Genomic DNA, 16612 nt, shown 5'->3' on the forward strand with positions numbered 1-16612 from the left:
AATTTCCTGAACTTGGTGCCACCATTCTGCGCCACCCACGCACGACTAGGCTGCATGGATTTGGAGAGTGCCATCAGGAAAATTGAATAGCAGCACGCCAAGCTGCCGGGAAACGGGCCGATGCCGCATCGGCGCCCCGTCGGCCGGGCTCAGATGCAGAGCAGTTCCTCCGCCACGGTCGGATGCAGGCCGACCGTGCTCCGCAGGTGCTTGAGCCGCACGCCCATGCGCACGGCCACCGCCAGCGCCTGCACGATCTCAGGCGCGGCGTTGTCCATCACGTGCGCGCCCAGCACGCGCCCGCTGCGTGCATTGCAGACCAGCTTGATCAGTGACTCGGCACCGGTGCCGGCAAAGCGCTGTTCCAGCGAGACGAAGCGGCGCTCGACCACGTCGATGCGCTCGGCCACGGGACGCGCGTCCCGCTCCGGTCGGTCCGGCCAGCGCTCGCGCGCCTGGGCCTCGGTCAGGCCGACAGCGGCGATGGCCGGCTCGCAGAACACCGCCATCGGCACATGCTCCATGTCGGGCAGCTTGGCGCCCTTGCCGAACAGCCGCTCGGCGACATAGCGGCCCTGCGCGACGGCCACCGGCGTCAGTTGCGGGCTGCCGCTGACATCGCCGATGGCATGCACGCCGCGCGCGCGGGTACGGAAGTGCCGATCCACCGCAATATGGCCACGCGCATCGAGCGTGACCCCGGCCGCCTCCAGGCCGAGCCCATCCGTGGCCGGCGCACGGCCGATGGCGGCCATCACGCGCTGCGCGCGCACCACGCGTGCAGCGGTACCGTCCGGCCCGGCCACGTAGACGGCCACGCCGTCGCCATTGACGGCGTCGCGCTCCACGCGCACCACATCGGCATCCGGCACGACGTCGACGCCATGCGCCGCCAGCGCCCGGAACGCCGCCTCCGACAGGGCCACATCGAAATCCGGCAGCACGCGCGGATCGTGCACCAGCAGCGTGACGCGCACGCCGAAGCGCACCAGCGTCGAAGCCATCTCCACCGCGATCACGCCGCCCCCGACGATCGCCAGCGAGGCGGGGAGCGCGTCCCAGGTGAGCACGTCCTCCGGCGTGCAGGCGAGCTCGGCGCCGGGCACCGGCAGCGGTTGCGGCCGGGCACCCGTCGCCAGCACGATCTGGCGCGCGCGCATGGTGCGCTTGCCGGCGTCGGTCAGCAGCCGGAGCGCGCCGCGCCCGCGCAGCGACGCTGAGCCGGCCAGCCATTGCACGCCCGCTTCGGCCAGATGCGCGCGATAAACCCCGTGCAGCCGCCCGACCTCGGTGCGGATGCGGGCCGCGGCATCCTGCCAGGCGTCACGGCCATGGGCCGCGGCGGTGTGCAGGCAACGGCTGGCCGACTGCGACCAGGCGGCGCCGTAGCCCAGCAGCTTCTTGGGCATGCAGCCGCGGTTGACACCGGTACCGCCCACTTCGGCGCGATCGATCAGCAGGGTGCGCGCGCCAAGCTGCGCGGCGCGGCGGGCGGCGGCCAGGCCGGCCGAGCCGGCGCCGATCACGATCAGATCAAAGGAAACAGCGGAATGTGCGCGCATGCGGCGTCCGTCGGGTTCGACCGGCGACGCCATGACGCCGTGTCGGCGGGCTCGCCCGGCCCCGGCAAGCCACGCGCCCGCCACCGGCTGCGGCGGACCGCACGCTAAGCGGCGATCAGCGCGGCAAACCCGCGTGGAAGTTCGCGCAGGAAGGTTTCGCCGTCATGACGGCCCAGCAGGTAGGCGTCGCGCATGGCCTCCGGCCTGGTGTAGTCCCAGCTGGCAATCGGCACCTTGCGCGAGGGCTGCACGTAAAAGCGGCGCTGCACGCCGCCCTCGACCGGGGCGTCGATGCGGAAGTAGGTCGGCCGCGGGTACAGGCGCGTGACCAGCACCAGCACGTCACCGGGCGTGGGATCGAGTGCTTGCACCGGAACGTTGTCCACCATGCCGCCGTCCAGCACCGGCCGGCCGCCGCGCCGCAGCACTGGGGTGAAGGGCGGGGTGGAGGCCGATTGCAGCAGCAGGTCGGCCAGCGCATCCGGCGTGGCGCAGTCCTGGGCACGCACGAATTCCGGCCGGAAGCCCAGGCGCCGGCCCAGCGTCGGGTGCAGCGTCTTGCGAATGTGCTTCTCGACGTTGTATGCGATCAGCCCGGCCGCAACCGCAGTGCGCGCGCCCATCCAGCGCGGGATGTGCGCCAGGCCGACGCGGATCTCGGGCGCCTGGCCGAGCCGCGCGAGGCGGCCCTCGCCGAACACCGTCAGCAGCGCCGCACGGTACATGCCGTAGTGCGGGAACACACGCTCGCCGCGCAGCAGGTTGCCCCAGTGGGCATTGCGGGTGTTGCCGCGCAGGGCTTCGGCGTAGTACGCCATCAGGTCCGCGGCATTCCATGCGTGCAGCATGCAGGCCGTCGACGCCCCCGCCGAGATGCCGGCGATCACGCGCGGCCGCAGGCCCAGCCCGGGCTGCACGGTGTCCCACCAGCCGGCCTGCCACCAGCAGCGATTGCCGCCGCCGGCGAACACCATCTGGTCGAAGGCGGGCAGGGTCATGCACAAGCCTCGGCGACGACGGGCTGCGCCAGGCGCAGCGCGGGCGAGTACTTGAGCGTGTCGATGCAGGCATCGACGAAGCGCTCGCGCTTGACGGCGAGGCTGGAGGCGTCCGGATAGAACAGGTAGTCGCCCATGATGCCGCCGAACGAGGCGTGGAAATGCGCCACCGCCAGCGGCACATCCAGGTCGGGCGGCAACTGCCCGCGCCGGGCCGCCTGCCCGATGATGTGGGTCAGGCGTGCAAGCCCCTCCTCGAAGGACTCCTGCTGGCGCTTGAGGATCGGGCTCGTGTCCTCCACGAACTCGCACTTGTTGAACATGATCTCGAAGACCCGGCGCCAGTGCATGTCTTCCACCAGCTGCTGCAGCACGAAATTGGCCACATTGCGCAGCTCGCCCAGCGGATCGTTGGGTTCGACGCCCAGCGGCGAGCACAGGGTCTCCATCGGCAGCTTGACGCGCTCGCACATGGCGGCGAACACATCGGCCTTGTTGCGGAAATGCCAGTAGATGGCGCCGCGCGTGACACCGGCCGCCTGCGCGATGTCGGATAGCGACGTGCGCGCCACGCCACGCACATAGAACACCTCTTCCGCCGCGTCGAGGATGCGGTTGCGCGTTTCCAGCGCTTCTTCCTTGGTTCGTCTGACCATGATGCCCTTCGGGAAGCCGGCTCCAGCACGGCCGGCAGCTTTCGTTCCGCTTTTGTGCAGCGCACAAATACTGACAACTGACTGTTGCGCATTGCACAACGCTTGAGCGCCCGCCCACGCCGACACAGCCGACGCGCAGGCCAATCTGCCGCCACCCCGCATGCTGCCGCCATTGCAACGAAGCCGGACAAAGTGTCAACAAAGGCCCATTCCGTAAGGATGGCGTTTATACATACATGCGCGAACGTATCTATAATAGCGCGCACTCCGTGACTTGCCCATTGCCGCGCCCGCTGCGCATGGGCCGATCACATCGGACGGATGGAGCGCAGCAGCAAACCGCGCCGTGATTCCAGCAGTAGCGGCCGTTTTGTTGCGACTTCGTCGCAATAGCCGTATCGCATGCCGCCGGTTACGGCTAGCATCGAACGTTTTCGGATCGTGTTTTCAGGTCGCCCGGACCCTACCCGCGGTGCATTTGTTAGTGCGCCGCCCGGGCACACCGCTTATCGCCACATGGGGTCATCTATGTCGAACACCCGCCGTTATCACCAACTCGCTGCTGCCGGGCTCACGGTCGTGGCGCTTGCAGCCTGCGGCAACAAGCAGGCACAAGGGCCGGGCGGCGGCATGCCGCCGACGGAGGTCGGTGTCGTGACCGTGCAGCCGCACTCGGTGGGCCTGACCACCGAGTTGCCGGGCCGCCTGGAAGCCACGCGCGTGGCGCAGGTGCGTGCACGGGTGGCCGGCATCGTGCTCAAGCGCACGTACCAGGAAGGCAGCGATGTGAAGGCGAACGACGTGCTCTTCCGCATCGATCCGGCGCAATACCAGGCTTCGCTCGATAGCGCCAAGGCTCAGCTGGCCCGCGCCGAAGCCACGCAGACCCAGGCGCAGCTCAAGGCCGAGCGCTACAAGCCGCTGGTCGCCACCAATGCCATCAGCAAGCAGGACTACGACGACGCCGTCGCCGCCGCCAAGCAGGCCACCGCCGACGTCGGCGCGGCGCGCGCGGCCGTGGAGACCGCCAAGCTCAACCTCGGCTACGCCACCGTCACTTCACCCATTTCGGGCCGCGCAGGCCTGGCGCAGGTCACCGAAGGCGCGCTGGTCGGCCAGGGCAGCGACGCCACGCTGCTGGCGACCGTGCAGCAGATCGACCCGATCTACCTGACCTTCACCCAGTCGAGCACCGAAGTGATGCGCCTGCAGGAAGCGCTCAAGGCCGGCAAGCTGGCGGCCGCGGGCGACACCGCCGCCAAGGTCACGCTGGTGACCGAGGACGGCCGCGTCTACGCGCAGACGGGCAAGCTGTACTTCTCCGACCTGACGGTGGACCAGACCACCGGCTCGATCACGCTGCGCGCGATCTTCCCGAACGCCGAGCGCACCCTGCTGCCGGGCATGTACGTGCGCGCGCGGCTGGAGCAGGCGGTCGACCAGCAGGCCATCACGGTGCCGCAGCAGGCCGTGTCGCGCGGCGCGGACGGCGCCTCGGTGATGATCGTCGACGCGGAAGGCAAGGTCGCCCCACGCCCGGTCCAGGCCGATCGCGCCGTCGGCACGGATTGGATCGTCTCCAGCGGCCTGAAAGCCGGTGACAAGGTGATCGTCGACGGCCTGCAGAAAGTCCGGCCGGGCGCGCCGGTCAAGCCGGTGGCGTGGCAGGCCGGCGGCGCGCAGGGTCAGGGTGCTGCCGCCAGCGCCCCCGCAGCCAAGCAGTAAGCCGCAGTAAACAAGGAGCCATCGCATGGCAAAGTTTTTTATCGATCGCCCGGTCTTTGCCTGGGTGCTCGCGCTGTTCATCATCGTGGCTGGGGCCATCTCGATCACCCAGTTGCCGATCGCGCAGTACCCGACCATCGCGCCGCCCTCGATCATCATCACGGCAACCTACCCTGGCGCGAGCGCCAAGACGCTGGACGACGCCGTCACCAGTATCATCGAGCAGGAAATGAACGGTGCGGACGGCCTGCTCTATATCGAGTCGGTCAGCCAGGCCGGTAACGGCCAGGCCACCATCACCGTGACGTTCAAGCCCGGCACCGATCCGGCGCTGGCGCAGGTGGACGTGCAGAACCGCCTCAAGCGCGTGGAAGCGCGCCTGCCGTCGTCGGTGACGCAGCAGGGCGTGCAGGTCGACAAGACCCGCTCCAACTTCCTGCTGTTCGCCACGCTGATCTCGAAGGACGGCAAGATGGACCCGGTCGCCCTGGGCGACTACATCTCGCGCAACGTGCTCAACGAAGTCAAGCGCGTGCCCGGCGTCGGCCAGGCCGTGCTGTTCGGCACCGAGCGCGCGATGCGCATCTGGATCGACCCGGCCAAGCTGGTCGGCTACAAGCTGACGCCGACCGACGTCTACAACGCCATCCGCAACCAGAACGCACTGGTCTCGGCCGGCACGCTGGGCGACCTGCCGTCCACCTCCGACCAGCCCATCGCGGCGACGGTGGTGGTGGAAGGGCAGATGACGACCACCGAGCAGTTCGGCAACATCGTGCTGGTGTCCAAGCCGGACGGCTCGCAGGTGCGCATCAAGGACGTGGCGCGCCTGGAGCTGGGCGGCCAGACCTACGCGACTTCCGCGCGGATCAACGGCCAGCCGATCTCGGCCATCGGCGTGCAGCTCTCGCCGACGGGCAACGCGCTGGGCACGGCCAAGGCGGTCAAGGCCAAGCTCGACGAGCTCTCCAAGTACTTCCCTGCCGGCGTCGAGTACAAGATCCCGTACGACACCTCCAAGTTCGTGCAGATCTCGATCGAGGAAGTGGTCAAGACGCTGTTCGAGGCCATGGCGCTGGTGTTCCTGGTGATGCTGGTGTTCCTGCAGAACATCCGCTACACCCTGATCCCGTCGATCGTGGTGCCGATCTCGCTGCTGGGCGCCTTCGCCACCATGAACGCGCTGGGCTTCTCGATCAACGTGCTGACCATGTTCGGCCTGGTGCTGGCGATCGGTATCCTCGTCGACGACGCCATCGTGGTGGTGGAAAACGTCGAGCGGATCATGAGCCAGGAGGGCCTGCCCCCGCGCGAAGCGACTCGCAAGGCCATGGGCCAGATCACCGGCGCCATCATCGGCATCACGCTGGTGCTGATGGCCGTGTTCATCCCGATGGCGTTCTTCTCGGGCTCGGTGGGCGCGATCTATCGCCAGTTCTCGCTGTCGATGGTGGCCTCCATCTTCTTCTCGGCGCTGATGGCCCTGACGCTGACGCCCGCGCTGTGCTCGACGCTGCTCAAGCCGATCGAGAAGGGCTCGCACCATGAGAAGAAGGGCTTCTTCGGCTGGTTCAACCGCATGTTCACCAGCACCACGGACCGCTATCAGAGCCTCGTGGAGCGCGTGCTGAAAAAGACCTTCCGCTACATGGTGATCTACGGCGCGCTGATCGCCGCGGTGGTGTTCCTGTTCATGCGCCTGCCGTCGTCGTTCCTGCCGAACGAAGACCAGGGCTACATCATCACCAACATCCAGTTGCCGCCGGCGGCATCCGCCAACCGCACGCTGGAGGTGATCAAGCACGTCGAGAACTACTACCAGCACGAGAAGGCCGTCGAGAACATCGTGGCGGTGCAGGGCTTCAGCTTCTCGGGCAACGGTCCCAACGCCGCGCTGGTGTTCACCACGCTCAAGGACTGGAGTTCGCGCGGCGCCGACCAGAGCGCCGACGCCGTGGCCGGCCGCGCCTTCGGCGCGCTGTTCGGCGGCATCCGCGATGCGATCGTGTTCCCGCTGAACCCGCCGCCGATCCCGGAACTGGGCAACGCGACCGGCTTCACGTTCCGCCTGCAGGACCGCGGCGGCCTCGGCCACGACGCGCTGATGGCCGCGCGCAACCAGCTCCTGGGCATGGCCGGCCAGAGCAAGGTCCTGAAGAACGTGCGCCCGGACGGCCTGGAAGACTCGCCCCAGTACCAGGTCGACATCGACCGCGAAAAGGCCAACGCATTGGGCGTGGCGTTCGCCGACATCAACAACGTGCTGTCGACGGCGCTGGGCTCGGCCTACGCGAATGACTTCCCGAACTACGGCCGCCAGCAGCGGGTGATCGTCCAAGCGGACAAGATCAACCGGATGCAGCCGGAAGACATCATGAACCTGTACGTGCGCAACACGCAGGGCAGCATGGTGCCGATGTCGGCGTTCGCCAAGGGTCACTGGATGGTCGGCCCGGTGCAGCTGGTGCGCTACAACGGCTATCCGTCAGTCCGCATCTCGGGTGACGCCGCCACCGGCGCCAGCACGGGCGACGCCATGGACGAGATGGAGCACCTGGCCTCCAGGCTGCCGGCCGGCATCGGCTTCGAGTGGACGGGCCAGTCGCTGCAGGAAAAGTCCTCCGGCTCGCAGGCGCCCGCGCTGTACGCGCTGTCGCTGCTGGCGGTGTTCCTGGTGCTGGCCGCGCTGTATGAGAGCTGGTCGATCCCGGCCGCGGTGATCCTGGTGGTGCCGCTGGGCGTGCTCGGCGCGCTGCTGGGTGTGACGCTGCGCTTCATGCCCGACGACGTGTACTTCAAGGTCGGCCTGATCGCGGTGGTGGGCCTGTCGGCCAAGAACGCCATCCTGATCATCGAATTCGCGAAGGACCTGCAGGCGCAAGGCAAGGGCCTGATCGAAGCGACACTGGAAGCGGTGCACCTGCGGTTCCGCCCGATCATCATGACGTCGTTCGCCTTCATCCTGGGCGTGCTGCCGCTGGCGATCGCCACCGGCGCCAGTTCCGCCAGCCAGCGCGCCATCGGTACCGGCGTGATGGGCGGGATGATCACCGCGACGGTGCTGGCCGTGGTGCTGGTGCCCGTGTTCTTCGTGGTGGTGCGCCGCATATTCAAGGGCAGTGAACGCCAGCGCCGCCTGGATGCCGCACACCTCCCGCTGGACGAGGAAATCTGAACATGCACAAACCCATGACTTTCCGTTTGCCCGCGCTGCTGCCGGCGCTCCTATTGGCGGCCGGCGTGCTGTCCGGCTGTTCGCTGGCGCCGCGCTATGAGCGCCCGGCCGCCCCCGTGGCCGGCGACTACCCGCAGGCGCCGGCCGGCTACGGCGTGTCCGCGGACACCGCCAAGCCCGGCGAGACCGCGCCGCGCGCCACCGACCTCGGCTGGCGCGAGTTTTTCCCCGACCCGCGCCTGCAGAGACTGATCGGCCTGTCGCTGGAGAACAACCGCGACCTGCGCGTCGCCATCCTCAATATCGAGGCGGCGCGCGCGCAATACCGCCAGCAGATCGCCGACCTGCTGCCGCCGATCAACGCGACCGCCACCTACACGCGCAGCCTGACACCCCAGTCGATCTCGCAGACCGGCCAGGACATCAACACCAAGCAGTATCAGTTGGGTGTCGGTATCAGCAACTACCAGGTCAACCTGTTCAGCGTGGGCGATGTGACGTCGTCCGCGCGCGCCAGCTACCTCGCCACCGAGGAGGGCCAGCGCGCCACGCAGATCAGCCTGATCTCGCAGGTGGCCAAGGCCTACCTGAACGAGCGCGCCTACGCCGAGCAGCTCGAGCTGGCCCAGCAGACGCTCAAGGGCCGCGAGGACTACTACAAGCTCGCCAAGCAGCGCTTCGACGTGGGGGCCTCCTCCGCGCTGGACCTGCGCCAGAACGAGACGCTGGTCGAGTCGGCCCGCGTGTCGGTGGCCCAGCTGACGCGCCAGTACGCCCAGGCGACCAACGCGCTGGTGCTGCTGGTGGGCTCGCCGCTGCCGGCCGACCTGCCGCCGCCGACCACGGTGTCGTCAGAGAAGATCGTCGCCGACATCCCGCCCGGGCTGCCGTCCGAGTTGCTGGAGCAGCGCCCCGACATCCGCCAGGCCGAGCAGAAGCTGGTCGCCGCCAACGCCAACATCGGCGTGGCGCGCGCGGCGTTCTTCCCGAGCCTCGGGCTGACGTCGAACGTGGGGACGGCCAGCACGGCGCTGCATGACCTGTTCAAGAGCGGGACGGGCCTGTGGTCGTTCGTGCCGAACCTGACGCTGCCGATCTTCAACTGGGGCACCAACGTCTTCAACCTGGACCTGACCAAGGCCAACCAGAAGATCGCGGTGGCCAACTACGAGAAGACCATCCAGACGGCCTTCCAGGAAGTGTCCGACGCCCTCGTGGCGCGCGGCACGCTGGACGAACAAGTGGCCGCGCAGAAGCGCTTCCGCGACGCGACGGCCGAGCGCCTCACCCTGTCGGACCAGCGCTACCGCAACGGCGTGTCGAGCTTCCTCGACGTGCTAGACGCGCAGCGCGACCTGTTCAGCGCCGACCAGACCCTGGTGCAGACCCGCCTGGCCCGCCTGACCAACGCCGTCGATCTGTACACGGCGCTGGGCGGCGGCCTGCAGGAGCACAGCACCACCGTGGCCGCGCAGCAGGCCCGGCCGACCGCCGCACCGGGCACCACGCCCAGCGCGTCGCCGGACATGACAACGCCGGCCAAATAAGCCGCGCCAGCGCAGCCGAGTACCAAGCCCGCCGCCCGGCGGGCTTTTTTTCACCCTCGGCCCGGTTGCCGCTGCTGCCGCCAGGTACTGCAGGGCCATCTCGCTGCGCATCAACGGCATCGGCAAAGGGCGCGCCGCGGGGGTCAAAGTCAGCAGCGGCGCATACGAAGACGGGCGTCGGCCACGGATTGCTGTGAGACCGGCAAATGCTTCGGTAAACGGGTCAGCTGGCCGGCCACCGAGCAGGGAAGGGCGCTGAACGCGCGCGCTGCGACGCGCCAGGATGCGGGCGTTCCCGAAACGGCCGGCGCGGCGTAGTATCCGGACCACGCGCAAGCCACGAATTCGGCAGAGAAATGCCTTTTTCGCCACACTTTGCGGCCTCTTGCATCGGTAAACGGATTCAACTACACTGCACGCCCTCTGGGCGGTATATACTTTGCTGTTTCGCCGTCCAACCCGAATATTGAGCAAGGGACACGATGACCACCATCCGCCTGAAAGAAAACGAGCCGGTCGAAGTCGCGCTGCGCCGCTTCCGCCGTGAAATCGAGCGCACCGGCCTGATCAAGGAACTGCGCGCACGCACCGCCTACGAAAAGCCGACGACCGAGCGCAAGCGCAAGAAGGCTGCCGCCGTGTCGCGCACGCGCAAACGCCTGCGCTCGCAAATGCTGCCGAAGAAGCTCTACTAAGATCGTGCGATTGTTGCGGTAGCACCAGCTGGGTGCTGCCGTTGGCGGCGTGAAGTCAATCGATCTCCGTTCCGCCGAGCCCGGCCTCGTGTCGTCCCTGCACCCTCAGCGGTGCGCCTCGACACCCCATCAATGGCCACGGCTCACACCCTCCCGATACAGAAGCTAGCAACACGGCGGTCAATGGCCTTCCAGCCATTCTCCGCGGCTTCGGTGCGCCCGCGTGGCGCCGCTTTCGTTGCAAACGACTTCCGCCAGCGGTAATAGACCGGCTGGCTGTTGGCGTTTGTCGAACGGCTTTCCAGGCACCCCGCCACGCCCGCCGGCCTTGACGCGAATTTTGTTTCGCGCCCATGGTTCTTTACGACTTTTTGACGGGCGAGACCGTACGCTGAAGACGTGAGCAATCCTGGGCGGCAAGCGCCGCACGGCCATGAGCCTGATCCATCAATGGTTGCTGGGAGCCGGCGTCGTGCTGGCCATCATCGCGCTGTTCGCCGTCGAATACAGCGGCGAGATGCGGGCGGCGCGGCGTAATCGGGAAGCCGAGCGGCATGCCGGTCTGCGTACCGGCAATGCTCGCGCGCCTTGAACGCGCGGCCACGCCACGCAGCCCACTCCGGTTTGCCGCGTTTGCCGTAGACACCGAACATGCCGGCCGGGACACGCAGTTCGCCGAGCCGGACCGCCAGCGACGAGACATGCCGGTGATGCAGCGAAACGAAATCCCCACCCAGCAGCAAGATGTGCGGCGCGAACGCATCGATCGTCCGCACGACCGCATCGAGCAGACGAGGATCGGTGAGCGGCCCCGCGTGGAAGTCCGAGGCGATCGACCCGCAGGCGGCCTTGCAAACCCAATGCATAGGCGGCGCGAGCAGCCCAGCCGTTGGCGTAGAAAAGCGCTTCGGCGGCTTCGCCAGCTTTGCGCCACCAGGTGTAGTCATTGCCCCGGCCCATGATCGAAAACAGCCAAGTTCAGACGTGACTGAGAGGAAATGACGTGAGCGCACCGTCAACAGGTCGCCCACGGCATGGCGCCGACAAGCCGCTGCGACGAACGCCTTTCACGACCGCAGATACGGGCCCGCACGTCGCTCCAGCAACGCGACCAGCTCGGGCTGCATGAACGCGTAGTCGTCGGGGATATCCAGGCAGACGACCCGCTTGCCACGCAGCCACGGACCAAACCGCTGAGACAGGCGCCGGCGGTGGGAGCGCTCCATGACGAAAATGACCTCTGCCCACTCGAGCTGATCGGCCGTCAGTGGGACGTCGGCATCGGGCGCCAGGCCTGCCGAATCGGTGTCGACATTCGGCCAGTGCGCGAATATGGATTCCGCGGTGGGACTGCGCAGCCGGTTGCGGCTGCAGATGAACAGTGCACGCATCGATCTTCCAGACGCTGACGCAGCCGTCGAAACGGACGGGTAGACGCCACCCGAACCGCGCCCGTCGTCCTCCGAGCTGCATCAGCTCACTACTTTCCAATACAAAACCGGCTAAAAATCACCCCCAACAAATCATCACTGGAAAACGCCCCCGTGATGCTGTTCAACGCTTCCTGCGCCAGCCGCAATTCCTCGGCAAACAGGTCGAGCGACTGGGCCCGCTGGTCCGCGTGATCGGCGGCGATGGTCAGGTGCTCCCTGGCCGAGCGCAGCGCCGACAGGTGCCGCTCGCGCGCCAGATACAGGCCTTCGCCGCCGCCTTGCCAGCCGGCGATCTCCAGCAGCGCCGCACGCAGCAACTCGATGCCGCTGCCGTCGCGCGCCGACAGCCAGACCTCGGGAGGCTGCGCATCGACGCGGCCCGGGACAGCCGCGCCCGCCAGGTCGATCTTGTTGATGACGCGCAGCGTGGGCACGCCCGACGGCACGTGCTCGGCGATGCGGGCGTCGATGGCGGCATCTTCGGCGGACAGGCCGTGGGCACGGTAGTCGGCCGCATCCAGCAGATGCAGCACGACGTCTGCGCGGGCGATGGCGGCCCAGGTGCGTTCGATGCCGATGCGCTCGACTTCGTCTTCGGTGTCGCGCAGGCCGGCGGTATCGACGATGTTGAGGGGAATGCCCTCGATCTGAATGGTCTGCTGCACCTTGTCGCGCGTGGTGCCGGCGATGGGCGTGACGATGGCGAGTTCGGCGCCGGCCAGCGCATTGAGCAGGGACGACTTGCCGACGTTGGGCTGCCCGGCCAGCACCACGTGCAGGCCCTCGCGCAGCAGCGCCCCCTGGCGCGCCTGCGCCAGCACACCGTCCAGCCGTGCGCGGATGTCGGCGAGCTGGCCGCGCGCGTCGGCGGCTTCGAGGAAGTCGATTTCCTCCTCGGGAAAATCCAGCGTCGCCTCCACCAGCATGCGCAGGTGGATCACGCGCTCGACCAGCGCATGCACGGTCTGCGAGAACACGCCGTCGAGCGAACGCGCGGCCGAGCGCGCGGCGGCTTCGGTGCTGGCCTCGATCAGGTCGGCGACGGCTTCGGCCTGGGCCAGGTCCAGCTTGTCGTTGAGGAAGGCGCGGCGCGTAAACTCGCCGGGCTCGGCCACGCGCAGGCCGATGCCGTGGCCGGCCCGCAGGCAGCACGACAGCAGCAGCTGCATCACCACCGGGCCGCCGTGGCCCTGCAGCTCGAGCACATCCTCGCCGGTGTAGGAATGCGGCGCCGGAAACCACAGCGCGATGCCCCGATCAATGGCCGCGCCATCGGCGTCGAGGAAGGGGAGGTAGGTTGCCTGGCGCGGCGGCAAGAGGCGCCCGCACACGGCCTGCATCACGGCGCGCACATCCGGGCCGGACACCCGCACGACGCCGATGCCGCCGCGCCCGGGCGCCGTGGCGATCGCCGCGATGGGCACGGTACGGATCGGCGCGGAGGCCGCATCGGAAACAGTCGGCGAAGTCATGGCGTGGGAAGAGGCGGTCATGGGCGGTATTGTGCGGCAGCCGCACGCGCAAGTGTCAGCGTCCATTCGATACGATGCACGACAGCCCGCCGCGCACCGGCATGAAAAAAGGGCACCCGAGGGTGCCCTTCCTGCTGCGGCCGATCGGCCTTACTTGGCGGCCGCGGCCTTCTTATTGGTGCCCAGCATGCGGTTGATCGACCACTGCTGCGCGATCGACAGGCAGTTGTTGACCACCCAGTACAGCACCAGGCCGGCCGGGAAGAAGAAGAACATCACCGAGAACGCGATCGGCATGAACATCATCATCTTGGCCTGCACGGGGTCCGGCGGGGTCGGGTTCAGGCGGGTCTGCACGAACATCGACACGGCCATCAGGATCGGCAGGATGTAGAACGGGTCCGGCGAGGCCAGGTCGTGCACCCAGCCCAGCCACGGCGCGCCGCGCATTTCCACGGACGACAGCAGCACCCAGTACAGCGCGATGAACACCGGGATCTGGATCACGATCGGCAGGCAGCCGCCGAGCGGATTGACCTTCTCGGTGCGATACAGCGTCATCATCTCCTGGTTCATCTTCTGCGGGTCGCCCTTGTGGCGCTCGCGGATGGCCGTCATGCGCGGCTGCAGGTCCTTCATCTTGGCCATCGAGCGGTAGCTGGTGGCCGACAGCGGGAAGAACACCAGCTTGACCAGCACGGTCAGCGCCACGATCGACCAGCCCCAGTTGCCCAGCAGCTTGTGGATCTTCTCGAGCAGCCAGAACAGAGGCTTGGCGATGATGGTCAGCCAGCCGTAGTCCTTCACCAGTTCCAGGCCCGGGGTGATGCCCTCGAGCATGCGCTCTTCCTGCGGACCGGCGAACAGGCGTGCCGTGGCCGACACGCTCGCGCCCGGCGCCACCGTGCCCAGCGCCTGCTGCATGCCGACGCGGTAGAAGTTGGTGTCGATGCGGTCGACGTAGAACTCGCGCTTGGCGCTGGCCGCCGGAATCCATGCCGATGCAAAGTAGTGCTGCACCATTGCCACCCAGCCGCTGTCGGTCGGGGCCGGCACGTGTGCCTTGCTCTTGTCGATGTCGGCGAAGGTGATCTTGTGATAGTGGTCGGTGTCGGTGTAGACGGCCGGGCCGGTGAACGTGCTGTAGAAGCGCGATTGCTCCACCGCGCCGCCGTCGCGCGCCAGTTCCATGTACAGCGTCGGGTTGATCGGCGCGGCACCGTCGTTGGTCACGTCGAAGCGCGTGTCGATCACGTAGCTGCCGCGCTTGAAGACGTAGGTCTTGGCCAGCTTGGCGCCGCCCTTGTCGGCGGTGAGCGTGAGCGAGACTTCGCCGCCGGCGCCCAGGTCACGCGGGCCGGCGGACGCCGTGAACACCGTGGTGTGGTTCGGGAAATCGCCGCCGATCAGGCCCGAGCGCGCCAGATAGGTACGCTCCAGGCTGCGGTCGAACAGCACCATCGGGTTGCCGTCGTGGTCCTTCTGCGTCAGCAGCTCGAGCTTGGTGACGATGGCACCGGCCGTATCCACCGTCGCGCGGATCACGTCCGTCGTGACGACGATCTTTTCCGAAGCCGGCGTCTGCGAGACGGCACCGGTGGCCGGGGCCGCCTGGCTGCCGGCGGCGGCCGGCGCGGCGGCCTTGGGCACATCGCCCGCGGGCGTACCGCCCGGTGCGGCGGCGGTCGTGGTGGCCGTCTGCGGCGTCGGGAAGAACATCGACTGGTGGCCGTTCGCGCGTTGCCAGTTGTCGAACAGCAGGACAACCGACAGCGAGAAGATCACCCAGAGAATGGTGCGTTTGATATCCATGTCGGATTACGGTCTGGGAAGGTGAATCGACGGCCGCGCGGCCGGTGCGTCGGCTGCGGTCGTCTCGGTCGATGCGGAATCGGTGGAGCGCAGCGCAGCGTCGCCAGCGGCGGGCGGCACAGGATCATACCCGCCTTGCGCGAACGGATGACAGCGGCACAGGCGTTTTGCCGCAAGGTAGCTGCCGATCGCCGGCCCGTGGGTGAGCACAGCGTCGCGCGCGTAGTCGGAGCAGGTCGGCAGGAAGCGGCATTGCGCGCCGACGAAGGGGCTGAACGCCACCTTGTAGACACGCAGCAGGAACAGCAGCACGCGCGTCATGGCGCGGCTCCGTCGGAGGGAACCGGCGCGGCGGCAGGGCCGGGCACCGGTGGCGCGGGCAGCGGGCGCGCCGCGATCTCGAACAGGTACGAGAGCTCTTCCCGGCAGAGGCGCTTGAAGGCGGCCACGGTGGGCACGTCTTCGCGCGGAAACTTGGTCTGCAGGCGGATCAGCACGTCGCGGCCGCCCAGGGCAGCCTGCCGCAAGCGGAACAGCTCGCGGCACTGACGCTTGATCAGGTTGCGCTCGACGGCGCGACGGGCGAACTTCTTGCCGATCACGATCCCCAGGCGCGCCTGGGGATGGCCATTGGCCCGCACGTAGAGCACGAAGTGACGGCTACGCCGGACCGGCCGCAAAGCAAAAACGGATGAGAACTCATCCGTTTTCACAAGCCTTGCGGCCTTGGGGTAGGCGTGCGGGCCCATCGCCGAATTGCCGCGAACACCGTTGGCGACAGCCGTCAGGCCACCGCACGGCGCGGCAGTCTTAGATGGCCAGGCGCTTGCGGCCCTTGGCGCGGCGTGCGTTCAGCACGGCACGGCCACCGCGGGTCTTCATGCGGACACGGAAACCGTGGGTGCGCTTGCGACGGGTAACGGAAGGTTGATAGGTACGTTTCATGATGCACTCTCTGGTTAATGGGTGCGGACGTCGCCGCACGCGCCGGGCCGGGCGCGGGCCAGACCTGGTGTCGATTCGTTAGGGAAACCGCCCACGCAGACCGCCGTGCGCTGAGTTGTTCAAGTCGAGGGCGTTGCCGGGAACCGGGCGTCTGGATCGACGAGCCCGACCGGATCAGGCGCGCCGGGACGCACCCCGGCACCGCGTCTGACGCGAACAAGCGTGCGCTCCCCTGCCGCGCATCGCAGAACCCGCCATTTAAGCGATGTTTGACGCGCCTGTCAAGCCGCATTGTCTGGGGATAAACACCCTCCGCGCAGAGAAGTCCACTTTCCAGAAAGTTTTCCCCAACAGCTTGTGCGGCCTGGGCTACCCCACGGAAACCCTTTCCACCATTGGGTTTTCGAACAACGGACACCATCGGTTGTCCACCGCAACCCACAACTTGCCCACAGGTTATCCACAGACTTATCCTTTGTGGATAACTTTAAGCCGGAGGTACAATCCCGTTCCAACAACGACAGCCGCCCGACGCCTGGATACAACAGGCGCCCGGCGGCCGGCCCACCCGGGGGCGTCGACGACGACGCGC

The 16612-nt window shown here is 67.7% G+C and carries 14 protein-coding genes; 5 read left to right on the forward strand and 9 right to left on the reverse strand.

Going from position 1 to position 16612, the window contains the following annotated elements:
- Nucleotides 1-149: 149 nt before the first annotated feature.
- The 3 genes from GO999_RS16640 to GO999_RS16650 form a co-directional block, all read right to left on the reverse strand.
- Complete coding sequence (locus GO999_RS16640; protein ID WP_028860014.1) at nucleotides 150-1562, reverse strand: dihydrolipoyl dehydrogenase family protein; 1413 nt, start codon at nucleotides 1560-1562, stop codon at nucleotides 150-152.
- A 104-nt stretch (nucleotides 1563-1666) separates the two neighbouring features.
- Nucleotides 1667-2560, reverse strand: a complete 894-nt coding sequence (locus GO999_RS16645; protein WP_020829448.1) for a patatin-like phospholipase family protein — start codon at nucleotides 2558-2560, stop codon at nucleotides 1667-1669.
- Nucleotides 2557-3216 carry a TetR family transcriptional regulator gene (locus tag GO999_RS16650; protein ID WP_010999979.1) on the reverse strand — a complete coding sequence of 220 codons (660 nt, stop codon included), beginning with the start codon at nucleotides 3214-3216 and terminating at the stop codon, nucleotides 2557-2559. The genes GO999_RS16645 and GO999_RS16650 overlap by 4 nt, the downstream gene beginning before the upstream one ends.
- A gap of 528 nt (nucleotides 3217-3744) precedes the next feature.
- Here GO999_RS16650 and GO999_RS16655 point away from each other — a divergent pair.
- From GO999_RS16655 to GO999_RS16675, 5 genes are all read left to right on the forward strand, one after another.
- Nucleotides 3745-4941, forward strand: coding sequence for an efflux RND transporter periplasmic adaptor subunit (locus GO999_RS16655; RefSeq protein WP_010999978.1), 1197 nt, complete (start codon nucleotides 3745-3747; stop codon nucleotides 4939-4941).
- 25 nt (nucleotides 4942-4966) lie between these two features.
- On the forward strand, nucleotides 4967-8116 hold the full coding sequence (locus tag GO999_RS16660; RefSeq protein ID WP_197368619.1) for an efflux RND transporter permease subunit: 3150 nt from the start codon (nucleotides 4967-4969) through the stop codon (nucleotides 8114-8116).
- A gap of 2 nt (nucleotides 8117-8118) precedes the next feature.
- Nucleotides 8119-9663 (forward strand): efflux transporter outer membrane subunit, encoded by a 1545-nt coding sequence (locus GO999_RS16665; protein WP_020829446.1) that lies wholly within the window; start codon nucleotides 8119-8121, stop codon nucleotides 9661-9663.
- A 482-nt stretch (nucleotides 9664-10145) separates the two neighbouring features.
- Entirely contained in the window at nucleotides 10146-10358 is a 213-nt protein-coding gene (gene rpsU, locus GO999_RS16670; protein ID WP_003262970.1) for a 30S ribosomal protein S21, read from the forward strand.
- Between the two features lie 433 nt (nucleotides 10359-10791).
- On the forward strand, nucleotides 10792-10950 hold the full coding sequence (locus tag GO999_RS16675) for a hypothetical protein (protein WP_197343214.1): 159 nt from the start codon (nucleotides 10792-10794) through the stop codon (nucleotides 10948-10950).
- A gap of 475 nt (nucleotides 10951-11425) precedes the next feature.
- Here the strand turns inward: GO999_RS16675 and GO999_RS16680 are convergent, their stop codons facing one another.
- The 6 genes from GO999_RS16680 to rpmH form a co-directional block, all read right to left on the reverse strand.
- On the reverse strand, nucleotides 11426-11749 hold the full coding sequence (locus tag GO999_RS16680; protein WP_020750108.1) for a low molecular weight protein tyrosine phosphatase family protein: 324 nt from the start codon (nucleotides 11747-11749) through the stop codon (nucleotides 11426-11428).
- An 89-nt stretch (nucleotides 11750-11838) separates the two neighbouring features.
- Nucleotides 11839-13263, reverse strand: a complete 1425-nt coding sequence (gene mnmE / locus GO999_RS16685) for a tRNA uridine-5-carboxymethylaminomethyl(34) synthesis GTPase MnmE (protein ID WP_408004890.1) — start codon at nucleotides 13261-13263, stop codon at nucleotides 11839-11841.
- Between the two features lie 150 nt (nucleotides 13264-13413).
- The gene (gene yidC / locus GO999_RS16690) at nucleotides 13414-15075 is read right to left on the reverse strand and encodes a membrane protein insertase YidC (protein WP_071507849.1); all 1662 of its coding nucleotides are present in this window, start codon (nucleotides 15073-15075) and stop codon (nucleotides 13414-13416) included.
- Nucleotides 15076-15081: 6 nt separating this feature from the next.
- Nucleotides 15082-15396 (reverse strand): membrane protein insertion efficiency factor YidD, encoded by a 315-nt coding sequence (gene yidD / locus GO999_RS16695; RefSeq protein WP_010999971.1) that lies wholly within the window; start codon nucleotides 15394-15396, stop codon nucleotides 15082-15084.
- Complete coding sequence (rnpA, locus tag GO999_RS16700; protein WP_016722651.1) at nucleotides 15393-15824, reverse strand: ribonuclease P protein component; 432 nt, start codon at nucleotides 15822-15824, stop codon at nucleotides 15393-15395. Before rnpA ends, yidD begins: the two co-directional genes overlap by 4 nt.
- A gap of 61 nt (nucleotides 15825-15885) precedes the next feature.
- On the reverse strand, nucleotides 15886-16020 hold the full coding sequence (rpmH, locus tag GO999_RS16705; protein ID WP_003262958.1) for a 50S ribosomal protein L34: 135 nt from the start codon (nucleotides 16018-16020) through the stop codon (nucleotides 15886-15888).
- Nucleotides 16021-16612: the final 592 nt, after the last annotated feature.

Origin of the sequence: Ralstonia nicotianae (assembly GCF_018243235.1) — a bacterium.
Classification (GTDB): Bacteria; Pseudomonadota; Gammaproteobacteria; order Burkholderiales; family Burkholderiaceae; genus Ralstonia; species Ralstonia nicotianae.

What these genes read in the sequence shown, in the direction of transcription:
- rpmH (WP_003262958.1), bottom strand. Translation starts at nt 16,020, where the DNA reads ATGAAACGTACCTATCAACCTTCCGTTACCCGTCGCAAGCGCACCCAC.
- rpsU (WP_003262970.1), top strand. Translation starts at nt 10,146, where the DNA reads ATGACCACCATCCGCCTGAAAGAAAACGAGCCGGTCGAAGTCGCGCTG.
- GO999_RS16655 (WP_010999978.1), top strand. Translation starts at nt 3,745, where the DNA reads ATGTCGAACACCCGCCGTTATCACCAACTCGCTGCTGCCGGGCTCACG.
- rnpA (WP_016722651.1), bottom strand. Translation starts at nt 15,824, where the DNA reads ATGGGCCCGCACGCCTACCCCAAGGCCGCAAGGCTTGTGAAAACGGAT.
- yidD (WP_010999971.1), bottom strand. Translation starts at nt 15,396, where the DNA reads ATGACGCGCGTGCTGCTGTTCCTGCTGCGTGTCTACAAGGTGGCGTTC.
- GO999_RS16640 (WP_028860014.1), bottom strand. Translation starts at nt 1,562, where the DNA reads ATGCGCGCACATTCCGCTGTTTCCTTTGATCTGATCGTGATCGGCGCC.
- GO999_RS16660 (WP_197368619.1), top strand. Translation starts at nt 4,967, where the DNA reads ATGGCAAAGTTTTTTATCGATCGCCCGGTCTTTGCCTGGGTGCTCGCG.
- GO999_RS16665 (WP_020829446.1), top strand. Translation starts at nt 8,119, where the DNA reads ATGCACAAACCCATGACTTTCCGTTTGCCCGCGCTGCTGCCGGCGCTC.
- mnmE (WP_408004890.1), bottom strand. Translation starts at nt 13,263, where the DNA reads ATGACTTCGCCGACTGTTTCCGATGCGGCCTCCGCGCCGATCCGTACC.
- GO999_RS16680 (WP_020750108.1), bottom strand. Translation starts at nt 11,749, where the DNA reads ATGCGTGCACTGTTCATCTGCAGCCGCAACCGGCTGCGCAGTCCCACC.
- GO999_RS16650 (WP_010999979.1), bottom strand. Translation starts at nt 3,216, where the DNA reads ATGGTCAGACGAACCAAGGAAGAAGCGCTGGAAACGCGCAACCGCATC.
- GO999_RS16675 (WP_197343214.1), top strand. Translation starts at nt 10,792, where the DNA reads ATGAGCCTGATCCATCAATGGTTGCTGGGAGCCGGCGTCGTGCTGGCC.
- GO999_RS16645 (WP_020829448.1), bottom strand. Translation starts at nt 2,560, where the DNA reads ATGACCCTGCCCGCCTTCGACCAGATGGTGTTCGCCGGCGGCGGCAAT.
- yidC (WP_071507849.1), bottom strand. Translation starts at nt 15,075, where the DNA reads ATGGATATCAAACGCACCATTCTCTGGGTGATCTTCTCGCTGTCGGTT.